The sequence below is a fragment of the Alteromonas sp. 5NS40-0096 genome (genome assembly GCF_057544385.1).
In genome coordinates this window covers 241,349-256,824 of record NZ_BAAJLQ010000005.1, presented here as the reverse complement: position 1 = coordinate 256,824, position 15,476 = coordinate 241,349, and the positions used below count along the sequence as shown (strand labels likewise).

Here is a 15,476-nt window from a genome sequence, read left to right as displayed (position 1 = left end):
AATCACTCTGCGATTTGGCTCACTTGTGTTTTATTCTCTTGATTTAAGCGAAAGTAATCACTTACATCGACAAGCTCAAATTGAGTAGAATCAAGGGCTTGAAGCTGGCGTTTCAATACTTCTACCGTCAGTGGGTGTGGATGAGCAATGGCTAAGGCCTGGCCTTTTTTACTGGCGAGAGATTTGAGGTACTCAAATTGATGGGTAATAAACGCTTCTGACTGCACATGATCCAAAAAGACATGGCGCCGTCCGGTGGTCAATCCTTTCCGCTTAGCGACGAGCTCCGCCACCGACAAAGGTGTTGTACGGCTATCGATAAACAGTAAATTGCGTTTTTTAAGCGCGGACATCAACGCATTCATAGGTTCGGTTTGAGCAGTGAGCTTACTGCCCATGTGGTTATTCACGCCAATGGCAAATGGCACCGTATTTAATGCCTCTTCCAAAGTTTGCTCTATCGAGTACGGGTACATATCCGATGTAATCGCCATAGGTCCCAATCGCTTTTGTGACTCAGACTCCATCGGCAAATGCAAAATGACATCGCGCCCCTCAGTGTGGGCTTGGCGAGACCATTTACTGGCAAATGGTGTATCTGGTAGTACGGAAATCGCAATCTGGGTTGGTAACTGAAACACAGCGGCATCACTAGAGCGGTAACCTAAATCATCTAGCACAATCGCAATTTTGGCCGGTGCTTGTCCTTGCGCAGAGGTAATACTAGGGAACGCAAGATTAGTGCACAGCAATAGGATTACCGTGAATAATCGAAAGTGAAAACAGCGCGAAAAAGGTTGCGGCCTAGCCAGCATAATACAAAGCATTCATTATTGTTATTGTGGCGTGTCCACCAAAGGCCAACACGTTCTATCAGCTCAATATTGTCAAAGTATCACAAACGTTTGAGGGTTGATAATGGAATTGCCAATACGCGAGCCAACTGTCGGTAAGTTAAGCACATTTACTTTTCAATTTGGCTTAGTAACGCGTGAAAGTGGTAGATCTTAGCGAGCCAACCAAGCAGATGGATTGAGAGCCTTGCCTTTGTGGCGAATTTCAAAATACAGGTTGGGATAACTCTGACCACCACTCTGCCCGACTAATGCAATGGTTTCGCCACTGACCACGGTATCTCCGACCTTTTTCAACAGTGCTTGGCTGTGTCCATAAACGCTCATGTAACCCGCACCATGATCAATTATCGTGACTAAACCAAAGCCTTTGAGCCAATCTGCATACAGCACTCGGCCAGATGATACTGCGCTTATAGCACTCCCTTCGTTACCTTCGATAACGACGCCTTTCCAACGAACTTGCCCTTGGCGTCGCTTGCCAAATAAGCGCATCACCCTGCCACTAGCTGGTTTGTCTAGTTTCCCTTTGAGCTTAGCGAGCCCATTTAGCACAATATTTTCTTGCTGAGCCGCGCGTTCCGCAGCGAGTAATGCTGCTTCAAGGGCGCGTTTGAGAGCTTGTTCACTGGCTTGCAACGATTCGACTTTGGTAGCTTCTGAACGGATCTTTTTATTCAGCGCATTTAGGGTTAATTGCCTATCCGATTGACGAGCCTTCAGCTCTTGTTGCTGTTGCGTCTGTTCACTTAACAGAGCAGCCAAAGCGGATCGAGCTTGCTCTAAGCTCACTTTCACCGTTTCCAGCTCGTTTACACTGTCTCGAAAGGTTTCAATGCTTTGCTGACGAGCCTTATTCATATACTGGTAATATGTCAGTACTCGCTCGAAATTTCTGGCATCGTCTTGAAAAAACAGCATTTTGGCATAGTCGTAATGCCCAGCCATAAATGCACTTCGCAACTGATTTGATAGCTGACCTTGTTGTTGGCCAATCGCGGCTTCTAGTTCACTCTGGCGCGTTGTCAGTTGACGTTGCTCTTGGCGATTTTTTGAAAGGGATTGTTGTGTGGCGTTTAATGCGCCTGCAACTTTACCAATCTCGAGTTCGGATTGTCTGAGCACAGCTTCGATTTCTTGCGCAGAGGCCTGAGACTTGGCGAGATTGCTCTGACGCTCTTTTAACTCGGATTGGATTTGAAGAAGTTCCTGCTGTGCTTCGTCAGCAGAGACTTGTGCCAAAACTGGTGACGCTAGGGCAAACATCGCAGTGAGTAGCAAAGTTACCTTCGCTACTAACGACATTCGCACCTGGCGTCTCTCTATCATTAGTCGTTCAACGTCATGATAGGTGTGCCAGTCATTTCTTCAGGCTGCTCCATGCCCATCAAGTGAAGCATTGTCGGTGCTACGTCACTTAGCGTACCGCCAGTGCGCGGTGTAGCATTACGACCGAAGTAAATGAAAGGAACAGGTTCGCTGGTATGAGCGGTATGCGCTTGTCCGGTCTTTTCGTTAACCATTTGCTCAGCATTGCCATGGTCAGCGGTAATCAAACATTCCCCACCAGATTTTTCGAGGGCCGCAATCACACGACCGATTGAATAATCTACGGCTTCACACGCTTTCACCGCAGCTTCAAATACGCCAGTGTGACCAACCATGTCGCCATTGGGGTAATTACAAACGATCACGTCGAACTTGCCAGACTCAATCGCGGCAACCAGTTCGTCAGTGAGCATCTCAGAGTTCATCTCAGGCTGCAAATCATAGGTTGCAACATCTGGTGAAGGAATCAATACTCGCTCTTCGCCATTGAATTCACTCTCACGACCACCGCTATAGAAAAAGGTGACGTGCGCATATTTTTCCGTTTCTGATATGCGAAGTTGTGTCTTGTTGTTCTTCTCTAACCATTCGCCCATTACGTTTACCAATGCTTCAGGCGGATAAGCTGCAGGCGCATTCAGATCAGCAGAATACTGCGTTAGCATCACAAATTGGCTCAATGCTGGTTTGTTGGAAACGTCAAAACCATCAAAGTTATCATCAACAAACACTTGCGATATTTGACGTGCGCGGTCTGCTCTGAAGTTCATAAACAACAGGGCGTCGCCATCTTCCATTTTCACCGCATCGCCGATTATCGTCGGACTGACGAACTCATCGTTTTCGTCTCGTTCATAGGCGGCCTGTAGACCTTCTACTGCGCTATTCGCTGAATGTTCAGATTGGCCTTGGGTTATCAAGTTGTAGGCTTTTTCAACGCGATCCCAACGCTTGTCACGGTCCATGGCAAAATAACGGCCTACCAAACTTGCTACTTTACCTGTGCCCAGTTCTTCAAACAGCGCCTGAGCCTTCTCTAATGAACTTTGTGCACTGCGCGGTGGCGTATCACGGCCATCCAAAAAGGCGTGCAGATAAATGGCTTTCGCGCCGCGGCCATGAGCCATCTTAATTGCGGCAAAGATGTGGTCTTCGTGACTGTGAACACCACCCGGCGAAAACAGCCCCATCAGGTGTACTGCTTTACCCGCATTTACGGCGTCATCAATAGCCGCCACGAGTGTTGGATTTTGTTGAAAATCGCCATCATCGATAGCTTTGGTAATTTTAGTAAAGTCTTGATATACCACGCGGCCTGCACCAAGGTTTACATGGCCCACTTCCGAGTTACCCATTTGCCCATCAGGCAGCCCCACATCCAGACCAGAGCCACTTATCAAAGTGCTAGGGTATTCTTTGAAGAGGCGATCAAGATTTGGCGTATTGGCAGCCAAGATAGCATTGTTAGTCGTCTCTTCTCGATAACCCCAACCGTCGAGGATAATCAGAGCAAGTGTTTTTTTCGCTTCAGTCATAGCGCTTCCTACAAAATAAAGTGGTTGCTGATAGGTCGAGCGGCTCTGTCTGTATCCAATACTACAGCTGGGTAATGGTGTAAAAACCTATGCCCAGATGTTTGGAGCGCGCCAAATTCACCCTAGATTCAACATCATAGTTGCTAGTTTAAATCAGTGGACGCCAATGACAAAGCCCTTCTTGATTGATAGTTGCACGAATATTATGACAAACATCACCGCCAATTTGTAATAAAATTACACATTTCAACCTAATCTCGATTATTCATCCATTTTATCGTTATTTTATTACAGATTAATCACACCAAAATTGTCCATCGCCTAATTTAACGACACCAGTACAAGATTTGGTTCGGGTATTATATACTCTCGTCTCTTTTTTGAAGTACGCATAAAAAATCTAAGGTTTTAGTCAATGGATCAATTGATAGAGTTTGCAGGCAATCACGTTGTGCTTGCAGGCATATGGGTGGCGATTGTGGGCATGCTAATTTTTAGCTATGTCAGTGTTTTTTTCTCTTCAATTAAAGAGTTATCAACCCACGAGCTGACACAACTAGTCAATAAAAACGACGCGGTGATATTGGATACCCGTCCAGCAAAAGATTTCAAAGCGGGCCATATTCTAGGCGCGAGGCAAATAAAAGAAGAAGAAATTCGCAATAAGGATTTCTCTAAGCTTGAAAACAGCAAGGATAAACCCATTATTGTCGTATGTGCTTTGGGACACTCTGCTCGTGGCGTTGCGTCAGCGATGACAAAAGCAGGCTTTAACCAAGTAAGCATCCTCAAAGGCGGGATGGGCGCATGGCAAGGCGCGAGTTTACCGATTGCAAAATAGAGAATCATGTAATGAGCAAAGTAGAAATATATACCAAAGGTCACTGCCCTTACTGCCGTCGAGCAAAAGCATTGCTTGACCAGAAAGGTGTCGAATACGTGGAATACCCGATTGATGTGAAGCCCAAATTGCGCGATGTAATGATCGAGCGAGCAAACGGCGGTTACACTGTGCCTCAAATCTTTATCGACAACCAGCACATCGGCGGTTGTGACGACATGATGGCACTCGAATATCACGATAAGTTAGACCCTTTGCTCAACGCATAAACGACAACGAATCACAGCAAATTAACGCATAATTAGGAAGTATCATGGCTGAAGAACATCAGAACACACCTGCGGGCGCAGAAGGCCAAGCGGCAGCAACACCTCAATTCCAGATTCAACGTATCTACGTGAAAGACGTATCATTTGAATCACCAAACGCGCCAGCGATTTTCACTAAAGAGTGGAAGCCAGAAGTAAAGCTAGATATCGACACTAGCACAGCACAAATTCAAGAAAACGTATTTGAAGTTACACTATCTATTACTGTAACAGCGAAACTTGGCGAAGAAACGGGCTTCTTGTGTGAAGTTCAGCAAGCAGGTTTGTTCACCATTGCGGATATGCCTGAGCCAAACAGAGCACACATGCTGGGTTCTTTCTGCCCAAGCACCTTGTTCCCTTACGCACGTGAAACCATTTCAAACCTAGTTAACCGTGGTACTTTCCCTGCATTGAACCTAGCACCTGTTAACTTCGACGCTATCTTTGCAGCTTACATGCAAAAGCGTGCGCAGCAGGCACAAGCGGCAGAGCAAGAACAAGCACCACAGCTTGACGCATAAATCACGATGAACATGTCATCAGTGACAGTATTGGGGGCGGGGTCTTATGGCACCGCCCTTGCTTTTTGTCTGGCCAGAAATGGGGTCGATACTCATCTTTGGGGGCGTGACGCTCAGCACATTGAAGCGTTAGCTAATGACAGACAAAATACGCGCTACCTTCCAGGGGCAACGTTTCCCGACAGCTTATTACCCAACCCAAATTTAGAGCAAGTCATTGGCTTGAGCCGAGATATTCTCGTCGTTGTGCCCAGTCACGCATTCAAAGCCATGCTTGAACAAATCAAAGGTTTGTTGACCCCAGAACATCGTATCGTATGGGCAACAAAGGGATTAGAGCCGGGTACGGGCCGATTGCTAAAAGACGTTGCTGTCGACGTATTAGGTGACAACTGCTCGTTAGCCGTGTTATCAGGTCCAACGTTTGCCAAAGAGATGGCTGCTGGCTTACCTACGGCGATTTCACTGTCGTCGAACGACGAAGCTCTTGCCGACGATTTTGCCTCGAAATTGCATTGCAGTAAGTCTTTCCGGGTTTACAAGAACCCAGACTTTACTGGTGTTCAATTAGGCGGTGCAGTGAAAAACGTCATCGCGATTGGAGCTGGCTTGGCCGATGGCCTTGGCTTCGGTGCTAACGCACGAACAGCTTTGATCACTCGTGGCTTGGCTGAACTCAGTCGTTTGGGTGTTGCGCTCGGTGCTCAACCCGAAACCTTTATGGGTATGGCGGGGCTCGGCGATTTAGTTCTCACGTGCACTGACAATCAGTCTCGTAATCGACGGTTCGGATTAGCGCTGGGAGAAGGCAAATCAGTTGAACAAGCGATTACCGATATCGGACAGGTGGTAGAAGGGTATCGCAACACTGAAGAAGTCCATATTTTGGCTGAGCGAATGCAGGTTGAAATGCCAATCAGCGAGCAAATATACCAAGTGCTTTATCAAGGAAAATCGCCTAAAGAAGCGGCGCTAGCCCTTCTTGGTAGAGATTTAAAACAAGAATAAAAAAATGGGCTTACTGCCCATTTTTTGTTTGTGTTTACTGCAGCTAATACTGCTATCTTGCGCCTTCATAGCCAAATTGGCGCCAACTCTCATAGACAAACACCGATACCGCATTGGATAAATTCATACTACGGCTGTCTGGTAGCATGGGAATCCGCACACGCTGAGCTGGAGGCAAGGACTCTATGATATCCATTGGTAACCCTCGCGTCTCTGGACCAAACAATAGCGCATCGCCCGCGCGATATTCCACATCAGAATGAAACGCTTTGCCCTTCGTCGTACAAGCGTAGATTTTTCGTGGTTGACGCGCTTCGATGTAGGCTTCCAAATTAGCGTGTCGGGCCACATCGGCAAACTCATGATAGTCCAAGCCCGCTCGTCTCACCCGCTTATCGTCCCATTCAAAGCCTAACGGCTCAATCAAATGCAATGAAAAGCCACTGTTGGCACATAGGCGGATGATATTTCCCGTGTTAGGTGGAATTTCTGGCTGGTATAAGACGATATCTAACATTACTGCAAAAGACTCTGAATAAATCGGGCGATTAGTATAGCCCAATCCTTGCCAATTGACATAGATTAAGGGCAGCCTGCGTTGTCATTGACGGGTAAATTGCGCAGGCCGTATTCACTTGTTACAACACTGAAAAGTACTTACATCAAAGCGTTTATTCGGCCGCTAAGAAATCCAGTAATTCCGTCATCACCGGTAGTCGATACTCATCGGTTTCATTGAAGAGCTCATGGAAGCCTTTTTTCACAATGCGATATTCTGCATTCGGCATTTTCGCCACGGCAGAGCTTTGCCTTTTGTTGTCGATAATCATGTCTGCATCGGCACAGAATACCAACGTCGGCGTTTGAATCTTGCCGGCATTTTCCTGGATATCATTCATGGCAAATTGCGCCGCTTTTAGCCATTCCGTTGTTACGCCACCTAACTGGGTTTCTGGCATGTCTTCATACAAGTCTCTAAAGACTCGATATCGCGCTTCGCTGTGGCACAGCGGATTGATCTTAAACGGATAGGCAATGTAATCCGTTTGACCAAAGAAATAACCCGCTTCTTTTTTGCGAACCGCGTTCCAAAACAACCCGATGCGTATGAGCGAATTACCTAACCAATTGGGTAAGGCAGGCTTAACGCCAAACATAGGCGCACAAAGTACTGCTTTTTTGAAAAGTTCCGGGTACTTCATCAAGGTCAGTGCCCCAATGCAGCTCCCCATAGAGTGGGCAACCAAGTGTAATTCACCAACCTGACGGGGCTTGACGATTTGCTGAATAAAATCGTTGAGATCTTCCACATACTCATCAAAATCGGCGACATAACCCAATTGTGGGTTTTCTACCATACGCCCGGATAACCCCTGGCCTCTGTGATCAATGATGAAAACTGCAAAACCATTTTGCCAAAGATCGAACATCATCTCTTTGTATTTGAGATAGGTTTCTATTCGGCCACTACTCAAGACAACGGTTGCCGTAGCGTGAGCCGGGATAGAATAGGCATATTTTAATACTACGCCATCTTTTGCAGTAATCTCGTCTTCAATGACTTGATGGTGCCAAAACGGGTTGATCGACTCGTTAAATACGGATTCGAGTTGGTCTTCTCGGGTTATTTTCCACTGCATTGTTGGTGTCCGTCCAAGGGTAAACTTATTGTAATTATTAAGCCCCCCATGGCAGATTGAGCGGCTTGTATATCGCCATCATGCAGATCTACAACCGCTTTTGCAATCGCCAAACCCAAACCCGCGCCACCGGAAGCACGATCCCTCGCTTCTGTGGGTCGGTAAAACGGCCGAAAAATAGCCTCGTATTCTGATGCCTGTAAACCTGGCCCATCATCGGCAATACTGATTACCCAAGCCTGATCGTTACACTGTAGTGCTACTACAACAGATTTTTCTGCGTAGCGTATGGCATTACGGATAATGTTTTCAACGCCACTCAGAAACAACTCTCTATTCACGTTAACTTGAACATTGGGAATGCTAGGCAATAAGCACTGCTTGCCAATTTGTTGCGCTTCGAATGCTGCGTCATTTAGCATTTCGGACAAAAGCTCTGCGAGACTCGACGACTCAAAACTGGGTTGGGCTCCTTCTACACGAGTCAGCTGCAACAACCGATTGATTAGCACTTCCATGCGCTCCGCTTCCCGCTCAATTCTCTCCATGGAATGTTCAGAAGCGCCCTCTTGTTCAATTAAGCCAACCGCCATTTGTAAACGAGCCAGAGGTGATCGCAACTCATGAGATACATCGGCAAGTAAACGCTGTTGTCTATGCCATGCTCGCTCCAGCTGTTCGGCCATTGCATTAAAGTCACTCACCAGCTGGCCGATTTCATCGCGGCGAAAATGATGTTCATCCACCCGCGTTTGCCAATGTCCATCAGCTAGCTTTTTAGTTGACGTTTGCAGCCTCTGAATTGGTTTTACAATAGAACGAGCGAAGAAATAACAAAACAAACCAGACATCACTATGGCTGCGGCAATAAACCACAAAAAATGTTCTCGTAATGGCATCGGCTTACCGCTCGGGCGTTGAAGTACCAACCACCAAGGCTCGCCTTTAACGGAGATTTCTTCGATACCAATAAAGGTCGATAGGCCTCTAGACACCGCCATAATGCGGTTTTGTTCTTTCAAAAACCGAATATTTTCCTCGATAAACGGCGTAAATGGTCCACGCCCGGGCCCTGATATCACCTCACTGGTGTTAGGGTTGTACAGCACATAGATATTCCGGTGGTCTGCAGCTCGCCTCTTGTGAGCAATTCGCAACAATGCATCCATCGGCACATCAGGCCTTGCCTCATGTACTTTCGCAATCCGTTTAGCGCCATTGGTTAAGGCAACCAGTTCCTTTTCATGTGGCTGCCTGACATCGATCCTGTCGGCCAACAAACGGCCAATCCAGCCAGAAATCAGTACGCTGATGACAAGGGTTACCCAAAACCATAAAAACAAGCGCCCTACCAAGTGGCGGCTTGGGTTGAGTGAAGAAAAAGAGAATTTAGGCGTCATGGAAAATATACCCGCTACCGCGTACCGTCTTGATTTTCTCGCCGTCAGACAACTCTGCGATTTTCTTGCGCACATTGCTCACGTGCATATCAATACTGCGGTCGAACGCCATCAAGCGCCGACCGAGAATTTTCTGGCTTATTTCTTCTTTCGTCACTAGTTCGCCGGCACTCACCATTAACAACTTGAGTAAACCAAACTCCGTCCCCGTCAGCACAAGTGGCTGTCCGGCACAGGTCACAGTTTGACTCTTTGGGCTTAACACTATCTCGTTGAGCTCGATGTCCACCTGCTGGTTCTGGGTCGCCCCCAAATCAATACGACGAATGATCGCCTTTATCCGAGCGGCTAGCTCACGATGATTGAAAGGTTTGGGTAGATAGTCATCTGCGCCCAATTCCAATCCGAGAATACGGTCATAGTCATCACCGCGCGCTGTCAACATCAATACCGGCGTAGTGTGGGATTGCCTGATCTTTTTGAGTACGTCGAACCCATCCATCTTTGGCATCATGACATCGAGCAATATCAAGTCGAAATCGTTTGATGCTGTCGCTGTTCGAACTCCAACGACACTGTCATTCTCAACACTGACACGATAACCAAGCGTCGACAGATAGCTTTTCAGCATCTCTGTCAATTCAGCATCATCATCAATGATCAGAATATGTCGAGGTTCGTTGTTCATTCCAGATTCCACGCTTCACATCTCACTTGGCTATATTGCTACCTTCATACTCTCATATTCTTTGCACACTGTTACATCGATTTACACAAGCTTTACACGGTGCTTGCGTTTCTTTGCACAATTCAAGCCTAGACTATATCCAGAGCTTAGGTTTTCCCGAATATCCATAGCTCTTGTTAGCAACTGATTAGGAGAACTGATATGAAAAAGACGTTTATTGGTATTGCGGTTGGTGCCGCACTATTGACGGCGAGCCTTGCGGTAGTCGCCAAGCCACATGGTGCGAATCCTTTCCCTGGCATCGAGATGCTGAAATCACTCGATTTAGATCAAACACAAAAACGTGAGATTAGGGCTATCGTAAAAGCCGCCGCGCCGGAAAAAGGCGAGAGACGAGATCGCTTCGCCCAACGCAGACAAGCCATGCTCAACATGTTGCAGAATGGCCCACTTAGCGATGAAGAGATAGAGAGCAAGGTCGAAGGACGTGTAGAAAGCATGCTAACTAAGCACGCTGAAATGGCCGAAGTCAGACACCAAATTTGGCAAGTACTCAACGGTGAACAACAGGCGGAATTGGCGGCAATGATCCCCGAGCAGCGAGCTCGACACGCCAAAAAGCCCAAGCCGGACTTATCATCACTTGAACTGACACAGAGTCAGCAACAAGCACTTGAAGAGATAAAGGCGAAACGCGAAGACCTTCACGAACAGGGCAAAGCATTGCGCGAATCGTTCAGAGAGCAAGAGGTAGCGCTTATTCGTCAAGCCAGTTTTGACCAAGACCAGTGGCAAGCATTAGCGCAGGATTACAAGCCACAAATGATTGAGCATGGCAAAGCCTTAGCCTCGTTACGCGCAGAGTTTTTTGATGTGCTAGACGATGAACAAAAAGTCGCGTTTGTCGACCAAATGTTAGAAAAGCAGCAAAGCCGTTGGTCTCGAATGAAAGAGAAAATGAAGCGCAAAGGCGAAAGACGCAATTAATTACCTTTCTCGTGTTGAGTAGAACATGGATGTTCGCCCTATATATGTAGTGGGTTTACTGTATTGGAACCTGCAGACTTGGAAGCGTGAGTTGCACAGGAATTTTCGCTAATAATACTACAGCCAAACATTGAGTCGTATTTTACGGTTGCAAAATGCGCAATAGAATTAAAACCTATGGTTTTAGGGTGTAGTATTTGGCTGTAATTTTTAGGTTTAAAAGTGAAATTCTGCCTTACCGGCCCTGTCTAAGCTGCTTGGTGTATATGTCCCCAATCGTTCCTGTTTGATAAAGCGAGCAAACTCCATTTGAATAGTTAACCCAAAACTCAAAATTCTGAATCGAATCTTGATAGCCAAATAATGTCGCTACTATCCGATTGTTAAGTAGGTTCGTATCTAATGGAATCCAGTATTCTGCAACTTCTCCGTAAGTTAACTGTATGCTTTCAAATGGTAGATTGCTGACACTTTTAGGGACGGAAATTGTCACAACATCCATGAAACCATGATTACCACCGGCTTTAACACCATTTGCCTCAATGGAAGTTTGAACGTCTAAATTTTGTTGTTCGGGGCAGCTTGAAAAGGCACTAAACGACAAAGAAAACAAAGTAGCTGTTAAAATTTTATGCATGTGCATACAGCATCCCACAAAAAAATCTATATATGCTTTCGAAGAAATGAAGCAGCTGGAGTATATATTCGCTAGCACTGAGTTGCGATTAGCGCATTCTGTCACGTCCCTTTTACGTTGATTGTCTTATCAAACAATTTCGAGAAATCAGAATCAAACATAGTGTCAACGCTTTTGATTTTGTCCAGAGCAACTTCGATATCAAACTGTTCCGGTCTGTTTTCTAAAATAGCAAGCGCCTCATTGTGAAGTGAATAAGCGAGATGTGCAGACAACTTCTCAGCACTGACTTCCTTAGTTGTGCTACCAAGATGATTACAAAGCAGGCCTTTGAGCTCATAGATGGCAAGAGCCAGCATACGAAGTTGAGTTTCCTGTTGATTCATTTCGACTTCCTTGCCACTAAATTCAATAGTAAAGTTTAAACCTCACAATAACACTTAACTATAACTACGCAACTTACAACTCGCCGTGTGGGTGGTAGGGCCAAAATATAATGCCGTTCGACCATTCTCGCTCCGTGCTGATGTCCCTCGTTTGGGATTATATGGAAACCTGATTGACTTGCCTAATAAACTCATATTTAACACAGCCATCGACCAAATGACTGAAAATGGTGCCACTGTTTATGGGGGTTGCAACAAATACAGAGGAGAAGCGACCTTCACAAAGTCGTTCAACACTTGCTATTTTCAAAATAAAGATGTTGGCGCGAAAACAGGAGCGTATTCTCAATGCGACGAGTTCGAGCCGCCCTTTCCCAAAAAACACGTTTTGAAGGGTTATCCTTTTGTAACAGTCACCGTTTTGGGGTTTGGAATTGAATTTGCTTCATCTCTTGAAATAGCGCATTGTTTAAGTGTAATGGAGCAGAGACACCTACCAATTACACGCCATCTCTCTAGTCTAGAAGGAAATGATTATGGCCCCAATAATCATTGGCTTAGTAGATTTCTTTCAAAACTTAAGCGTTGGCCTAAAAGGGTAAAAATAATTGCAGCGGTTCAAAAAGCAAAGGCATCAGTGGAAGCTTTAGCGTATGACTTCAAACATACAAATTAAGTCACTTAGTTCACTCTCTAGAGCGCGTACTCACTTGCTGCTTTGCATCGCAGTCCACTCGTATGCGATTCTAATATAAAAAATTAAGTGGCTCGGAGGCCCAGCGTATTGTTCACATTTATAAGAAGCCTTTTTTCAAATGATTTACTTTTTGAGTTGAGTGAAAACAAACTTTCTATTAAAGCTTTTTCTTCCAATTTGTCCTTTGAGGATGAGCCTTATATTGCGATAGAAAACACCAAAAAAGGTGAAGTTGTAAAAGCGATAGGAACGAAAGCTAAATCGCTCTCTGCTCCCAATGTTAGAGTACTTAATCCCTTTAAACACAATAGGTCATTTGTAGCCGACTTTGTGTGCGCAGAAAAAATATTGCAGCACGGTATGTACACCATGCATAAGTCGAAGATTAAGCCCTCTCCTCGCGTTATTGTTCATCAATTGGAGAAAACCGAAGGTGGATTAACAGATATTGAAGAGAGAGTTTTGCGCGAGTTAGCAATCGGAGCTGGAGCTCGAGAAGTTGTTATATATTTAGGCGCTAAAATTGATATTAATGCTGAAGACTTTGACGCAGTAAAATCAAGAACAACGGCCACTTAAAGTTATTCGAAGGACGCAAAATGCTTGGCTTACGCTCCATAGACGCTAGTTTTAGCCAAGCATTTATTCGAACTTGAGTAAGGCGTTGGTTGCCCATGAAAAATGTGAGTTTACTTGTTAATGTTGTGCTAATTATTGCTTGTTTGATCATGAGCATCCAAACGGCGAAGTTAAATGAAAAGGTTAATTTGCTTACTGTATTATTTGAAGAGTCTCAAACTGGTGAGGCACTTCAAGGTAAGCTTCATATAGATTTTCTGATGGCACTTGAAACACTTCGCAAGAACAAACCTGCAGAAGCATTGATTATTGCCAACACACTTATTTGTGAATCGAAAGAAACGCTTGATGGATATTTAGAACTACCAACATTGTCGGGTACTGCAACGTCTTTGATTTCACAAACTAAAAAAGATGTGATTAAGTATTGCGGCAACGAATAAGTTACTCAAAAGGATGTAAAACGCTCAGCTTGCTCTCATTAGGTAGATATTCTGCATCAAGGTAAAAAATGGATCGAATGCCTCTTTCAAAAGACCCCATTGACCAATGTTTACTTTGGAAAATGGCGTACACCGATTCATTCACTCTAGGGATAGCGTCAACGCTCTTCGGTAGCGCGGCCTATGAAATAAGGCCCGAAAGCGTAATTTGGGGTTTCGTTGGGTTGGTATTTCTCTATTTATTCATTCACGATTACACCAGTGAAAATGAAGTTTCAGTTCTAAGAAAGAACATCCAATGGTTTAATACATACTCTTTAATGACTTTTGCATCTATTGCTCTTGTTGGGTTTTTTATACCCTTCGATACCATGGGTTTTCTTGCGATTCTTGCTTTATTTCCGGTCTTGATTAACGTTTGCTTAGTTCGACCTTTTATTACAGTGAAAACCTACAAAAAGCACTATAGGAAGTTGTTTGGGGTAATTGATGCATAGCAAAATGCTCAAGTCGCAACTCGCTGTGCGGGCTTCTGGAGCAAAAATACACTACACCTTCGTGATTATCGCATTGCGCTTAAATCCATTAGCTTACCGTTGTATTACAGTTGAATTTATATGAAAGGAATCTCGTTAAGTGATTTATATTGCCTATATCTCTTGGCTTATTATGCTCTCTTTTGCAATTCCAAACATTTGGTCGGGTATAGCCGCAATTAGCTCTCTCGCTTGTATTATTGCAATAATTAAATACTCACTTGAAAGCTATAAAATTTATCGCAATGGGCAGGTTTCAGCATGGCGTAAATGGTTGGTGTATTTATATTCTCCACTAGTAACAACGTCGATAGCGTCAATCATGCTCTATTATAGGTAAGCCACAATACGACAAGTGGATTGGGTACGGGACTACCAAAGCTTGGCTCAGTTTCATCTTGGAACGTTAGGAGCCTTTCTGAATGCAGCCAAATTACGAAAAATATACACTGGAAGCACTCTTAAAAGCCAAGTCGGATTTAGATCTAAAACGCTCCCTGAGAGGGTTGTTTCAATAGACAAGATTATTAGCTAAAAACTGAAAATGCTAGAAGCGGGGGGAGTGAAAATAGGCCAAACAACGGTAGCGAGTCGATAGTCAACTATTCCAGTTACTTGCCCTATTCTCCATACGATCCCTGAAACACAAAGCGTTACCGTCACACGCTGGCGCAAAGTAAGTAATACCAAAAGGACCGTCATGAATCCTCTCTCTTTTCTAGAAAAATTACGTGCTGAATATATTGCAACCGGAAATAGCGAACTACTTTTTACCGACAAAGAATGCGTTCTCGGCAACACTACTTATCGATTGAACTGCTGGACGGATTTTCATGGTAAAGATGGCATTGTCGTATTTGAATTAAAGGAGAAAGGACTGCTCATCTCCACAAGTTCTTGCTTGGGTATTCGATACTCTGTATCTGGTGACACGTTACTCTTGAGTGAAAAACAATTATGGGAAATAGGGATTCCATAGTATTTAAAACTTGGATGGAAACGAGGCATAAATTGGTTATTTCATTTGATGGACACTGCAAAGTGAAGTTGTTTTTGATTTAGATAGTGGGCATTTGTATTGACT

18 protein-coding genes are annotated in these 15,476 nt (G+C 44.8%); 9 read left to right on the top strand and 9 right to left on the bottom strand.

Translation table 11 applies throughout. From position 1 onward, the window contains the following. Nucleotides 1-2: 2 nt before the first annotated feature. From AC27G9_RS16150 to gpmM, 3 genes are all read right to left on the bottom strand, one after another. Complete coding sequence (locus AC27G9_RS16150) at nt 3-752, bottom strand: divergent polysaccharide deacetylase family protein (RefSeq protein ID WP_487075505.1); 750 nt, start codon at nt 750-752, stop codon at nt 3-5. Nucleotides 753-1,007: 255 nt separating this feature from the next. Next, entirely contained in the window at nt 1,008-2,159 is a 1,152-nt protein-coding gene (locus tag AC27G9_RS16145) for a murein hydrolase activator EnvC family protein (RefSeq protein ID WP_487075504.1), read from the bottom strand. A 23-nt stretch (nt 2,160-2,182) separates the two neighbouring features. Further along, a complete protein-coding gene (gpmM, locus tag AC27G9_RS16140) occupies nt 2,183-3,718 on the bottom strand; it encodes a 2,3-bisphosphoglycerate-independent phosphoglycerate mutase (protein WP_487075503.1) in 1,536 nt (511 codons plus the stop codon). Nucleotides 3,719-4,133: 415 nt separating this feature from the next. Between gpmM and AC27G9_RS16135 the strand changes: the two genes are divergently transcribed. Genes AC27G9_RS16135 through gpsA form a run of 4 tightly spaced genes read left to right on the top strand, consistent with a single transcriptional unit; the run spans nt 4,134 to nt 6,399 of the window. Further along, on the top strand, nt 4,134-4,559 hold the full coding sequence (locus AC27G9_RS16135; protein WP_487075502.1) for a rhodanese-like domain-containing protein: 426 nt from the start codon (nt 4,134-4,136) through the stop codon (nt 4,557-4,559). A gap of 11 nt (nt 4,560-4,570) precedes the next feature. Then, the gene (gene grxC / locus AC27G9_RS16130) at nt 4,571-4,828 is read left to right on the top strand and encodes a glutaredoxin 3 (protein WP_487075501.1); all 258 of its coding nucleotides are present in this window, start codon (nt 4,571-4,573) and stop codon (nt 4,826-4,828) included. 44 nt (nt 4,829-4,872) lie between these two features. Continuing rightward, complete coding sequence (gene secB, locus AC27G9_RS16125; protein WP_487075500.1) at nt 4,873-5,391, top strand: protein-export chaperone SecB; 519 nt, start codon at nt 4,873-4,875, stop codon at nt 5,389-5,391. 12 nt (nt 5,392-5,403) lie between these two features. Continuing rightward, nucleotides 5,404-6,399, top strand: a complete 996-nt coding sequence (gene gpsA, locus AC27G9_RS16120) for an NAD(P)H-dependent glycerol-3-phosphate dehydrogenase (RefSeq protein ID WP_487075499.1) — start codon at nt 5,404-5,406, stop codon at nt 6,397-6,399. 52 nt (nt 6,400-6,451) lie between these two features. Here gpsA and trmL read toward each other — a convergent pair whose 3' ends face one another. From trmL to AC27G9_RS16100, 4 genes are all read right to left on the bottom strand, one after another. Beyond that, nucleotides 6,452-6,916 (bottom strand): tRNA (uridine(34)/cytosine(34)/5-carboxymethylaminomethyluridine(34)-2'-O)-methyltransferase TrmL, encoded by a 465-nt coding sequence (trmL, locus tag AC27G9_RS16115; RefSeq protein WP_487075498.1) that lies wholly within the window; start codon nt 6,914-6,916, stop codon nt 6,452-6,454. 154 nt (nt 6,917-7,070) lie between these two features. Further along, nucleotides 7,071-8,039 (bottom strand): alpha/beta fold hydrolase, encoded by a 969-nt coding sequence (locus tag AC27G9_RS16110; RefSeq protein WP_487075497.1) that lies wholly within the window; start codon nt 8,037-8,039, stop codon nt 7,071-7,073. Next, a complete protein-coding gene (locus tag AC27G9_RS16105; RefSeq protein WP_487075496.1) occupies nt 8,024-9,439 on the bottom strand; it encodes an ATP-binding protein in 1,416 nt (471 codons plus the stop codon). Before AC27G9_RS16105 ends, AC27G9_RS16110 begins: the two co-directional genes overlap by 16 nt. Next, a complete protein-coding gene (locus AC27G9_RS16100; RefSeq protein ID WP_487075495.1) occupies nt 9,429-10,127 on the bottom strand; it encodes a response regulator in 699 nt (232 codons plus the stop codon). Before AC27G9_RS16100 ends, AC27G9_RS16105 begins: the two co-directional genes overlap by 11 nt. 201 nt (nt 10,128-10,328) lie before the next feature. On the opposite strand from AC27G9_RS16100, the gene AC27G9_RS16095 reads away from it, so the two are divergent. Beyond that, nucleotides 10,329-11,114, top strand: a complete 786-nt coding sequence (locus AC27G9_RS16095; protein WP_487075494.1) for a Spy/CpxP family protein refolding chaperone — start codon at nt 10,329-10,331, stop codon at nt 11,112-11,114. 235 nt (nt 11,115-11,349) lie between these two features. Here AC27G9_RS16095 and AC27G9_RS16090 read toward each other — a convergent pair whose 3' ends face one another. Then, complete coding sequence (locus AC27G9_RS16090; protein ID WP_487075493.1) at nt 11,350-11,751, bottom strand: hypothetical protein; 402 nt, start codon at nt 11,749-11,751, stop codon at nt 11,350-11,352. Between the two features lie 101 nt (nt 11,752-11,852). Next, nucleotides 11,853-12,137, bottom strand: coding sequence for a hypothetical protein (locus AC27G9_RS16085; protein ID WP_487075492.1), 285 nt, complete (start codon nt 12,135-12,137; stop codon nt 11,853-11,855). A 178-nt stretch (nt 12,138-12,315) separates the two neighbouring features. Between AC27G9_RS16085 and AC27G9_RS16080 the strand changes: the two genes are divergently transcribed. The 4 genes from AC27G9_RS16080 to AC27G9_RS16065 all read left to right on the top strand — a co-directional run bounded on the left by AC27G9_RS16080 (nt 12,316) and on the right by AC27G9_RS16065 (nt 15,371). Then, a complete protein-coding gene (locus tag AC27G9_RS16080) occupies nt 12,316-12,813 on the top strand; it encodes a hypothetical protein (RefSeq protein WP_487075491.1) in 498 nt (165 codons plus the stop codon). Between the two features lie 108 nt (nt 12,814-12,921). Beyond that, nucleotides 12,922-13,413: a rod shape-determining protein gene (locus AC27G9_RS16075; protein ID WP_487075490.1), complete on the top strand. Its 492-nt coding sequence runs from the start codon at nt 12,922-12,924 to the stop codon at nt 13,411-13,413. Nucleotides 13,414-13,508: 95 nt separating this feature from the next. After that, entirely contained in the window at nt 13,509-13,856 is a 348-nt protein-coding gene (locus AC27G9_RS16070) for a hypothetical protein (RefSeq protein ID WP_487075489.1), read from the top strand. A 1,236-nt stretch (nt 13,857-15,092) separates the two neighbouring features. After that, nucleotides 15,093-15,371: a hypothetical protein gene (locus AC27G9_RS16065; RefSeq protein WP_487075488.1), complete on the top strand. Its 279-nt coding sequence runs from the start codon at nt 15,093-15,095 to the stop codon at nt 15,369-15,371. The last annotated feature ends 105 nt before the right edge of the window (nt 15,372-15,476 follow it).

Excerpts from the sequence above, each read along its gene's own strand:
- AC27G9_RS16145 (WP_487075504.1), bottom strand. The coding sequence starts at position 2,159 with ATGTCGTTAGTAGCGAAGGTAACTTTGCTACTCACTGCGATGTTTGCC.
- gpmM (WP_487075503.1), bottom strand. The coding sequence starts at position 3,718 with ATGACTGAAGCGAAAAAAACACTTGCTCTGATTATCCTCGACGGTTGG.
- AC27G9_RS16135 (WP_487075502.1), top strand. The coding sequence starts at position 4,134 with ATGGATCAATTGATAGAGTTTGCAGGCAATCACGTTGTGCTTGCAGGC.
- grxC (WP_487075501.1), top strand. The coding sequence starts at position 4,571 with ATGAGCAAAGTAGAAATATATACCAAAGGTCACTGCCCTTACTGCCGT.
- secB (WP_487075500.1), top strand. The coding sequence starts at position 4,873 with ATGGCTGAAGAACATCAGAACACACCTGCGGGCGCAGAAGGCCAAGCG.
- gpsA (WP_487075499.1), top strand. The coding sequence starts at position 5,404 with ATGTCATCAGTGACAGTATTGGGGGCGGGGTCTTATGGCACCGCCCTT.
- trmL (WP_487075498.1), bottom strand. The coding sequence starts at position 6,916 with ATGTTAGATATCGTCTTATACCAGCCAGAAATTCCACCTAACACGGGA.
- AC27G9_RS16110 (WP_487075497.1), bottom strand. The coding sequence starts at position 8,039 with ATGCAGTGGAAAATAACCCGAGAAGACCAACTCGAATCCGTATTTAAC.
- AC27G9_RS16105 (WP_487075496.1), bottom strand. The coding sequence starts at position 9,439 with ATGACGCCTAAATTCTCTTTTTCTTCACTCAACCCAAGCCGCCACTTG.
- AC27G9_RS16100 (WP_487075495.1), bottom strand. The coding sequence starts at position 10,127 with ATGAACAACGAACCTCGACATATTCTGATCATTGATGATGATGCTGAA.
- AC27G9_RS16095 (WP_487075494.1), top strand. The coding sequence starts at position 10,329 with ATGAAAAAGACGTTTATTGGTATTGCGGTTGGTGCCGCACTATTGACG.
- AC27G9_RS16090 (WP_487075493.1), bottom strand. The coding sequence starts at position 11,751 with ATGCATAAAATTTTAACAGCTACTTTGTTTTCTTTGTCGTTTAGTGCC.
- AC27G9_RS16085 (WP_487075492.1), bottom strand. The coding sequence starts at position 12,137 with ATGAATCAACAGGAAACTCAACTTCGTATGCTGGCTCTTGCCATCTAT.
- AC27G9_RS16070 (WP_487075489.1), top strand. The coding sequence starts at position 13,509 with ATGAAAAATGTGAGTTTACTTGTTAATGTTGTGCTAATTATTGCTTGT.
- AC27G9_RS16065 (WP_487075488.1), top strand. The coding sequence starts at position 15,093 with ATGAATCCTCTCTCTTTTCTAGAAAAATTACGTGCTGAATATATTGCA.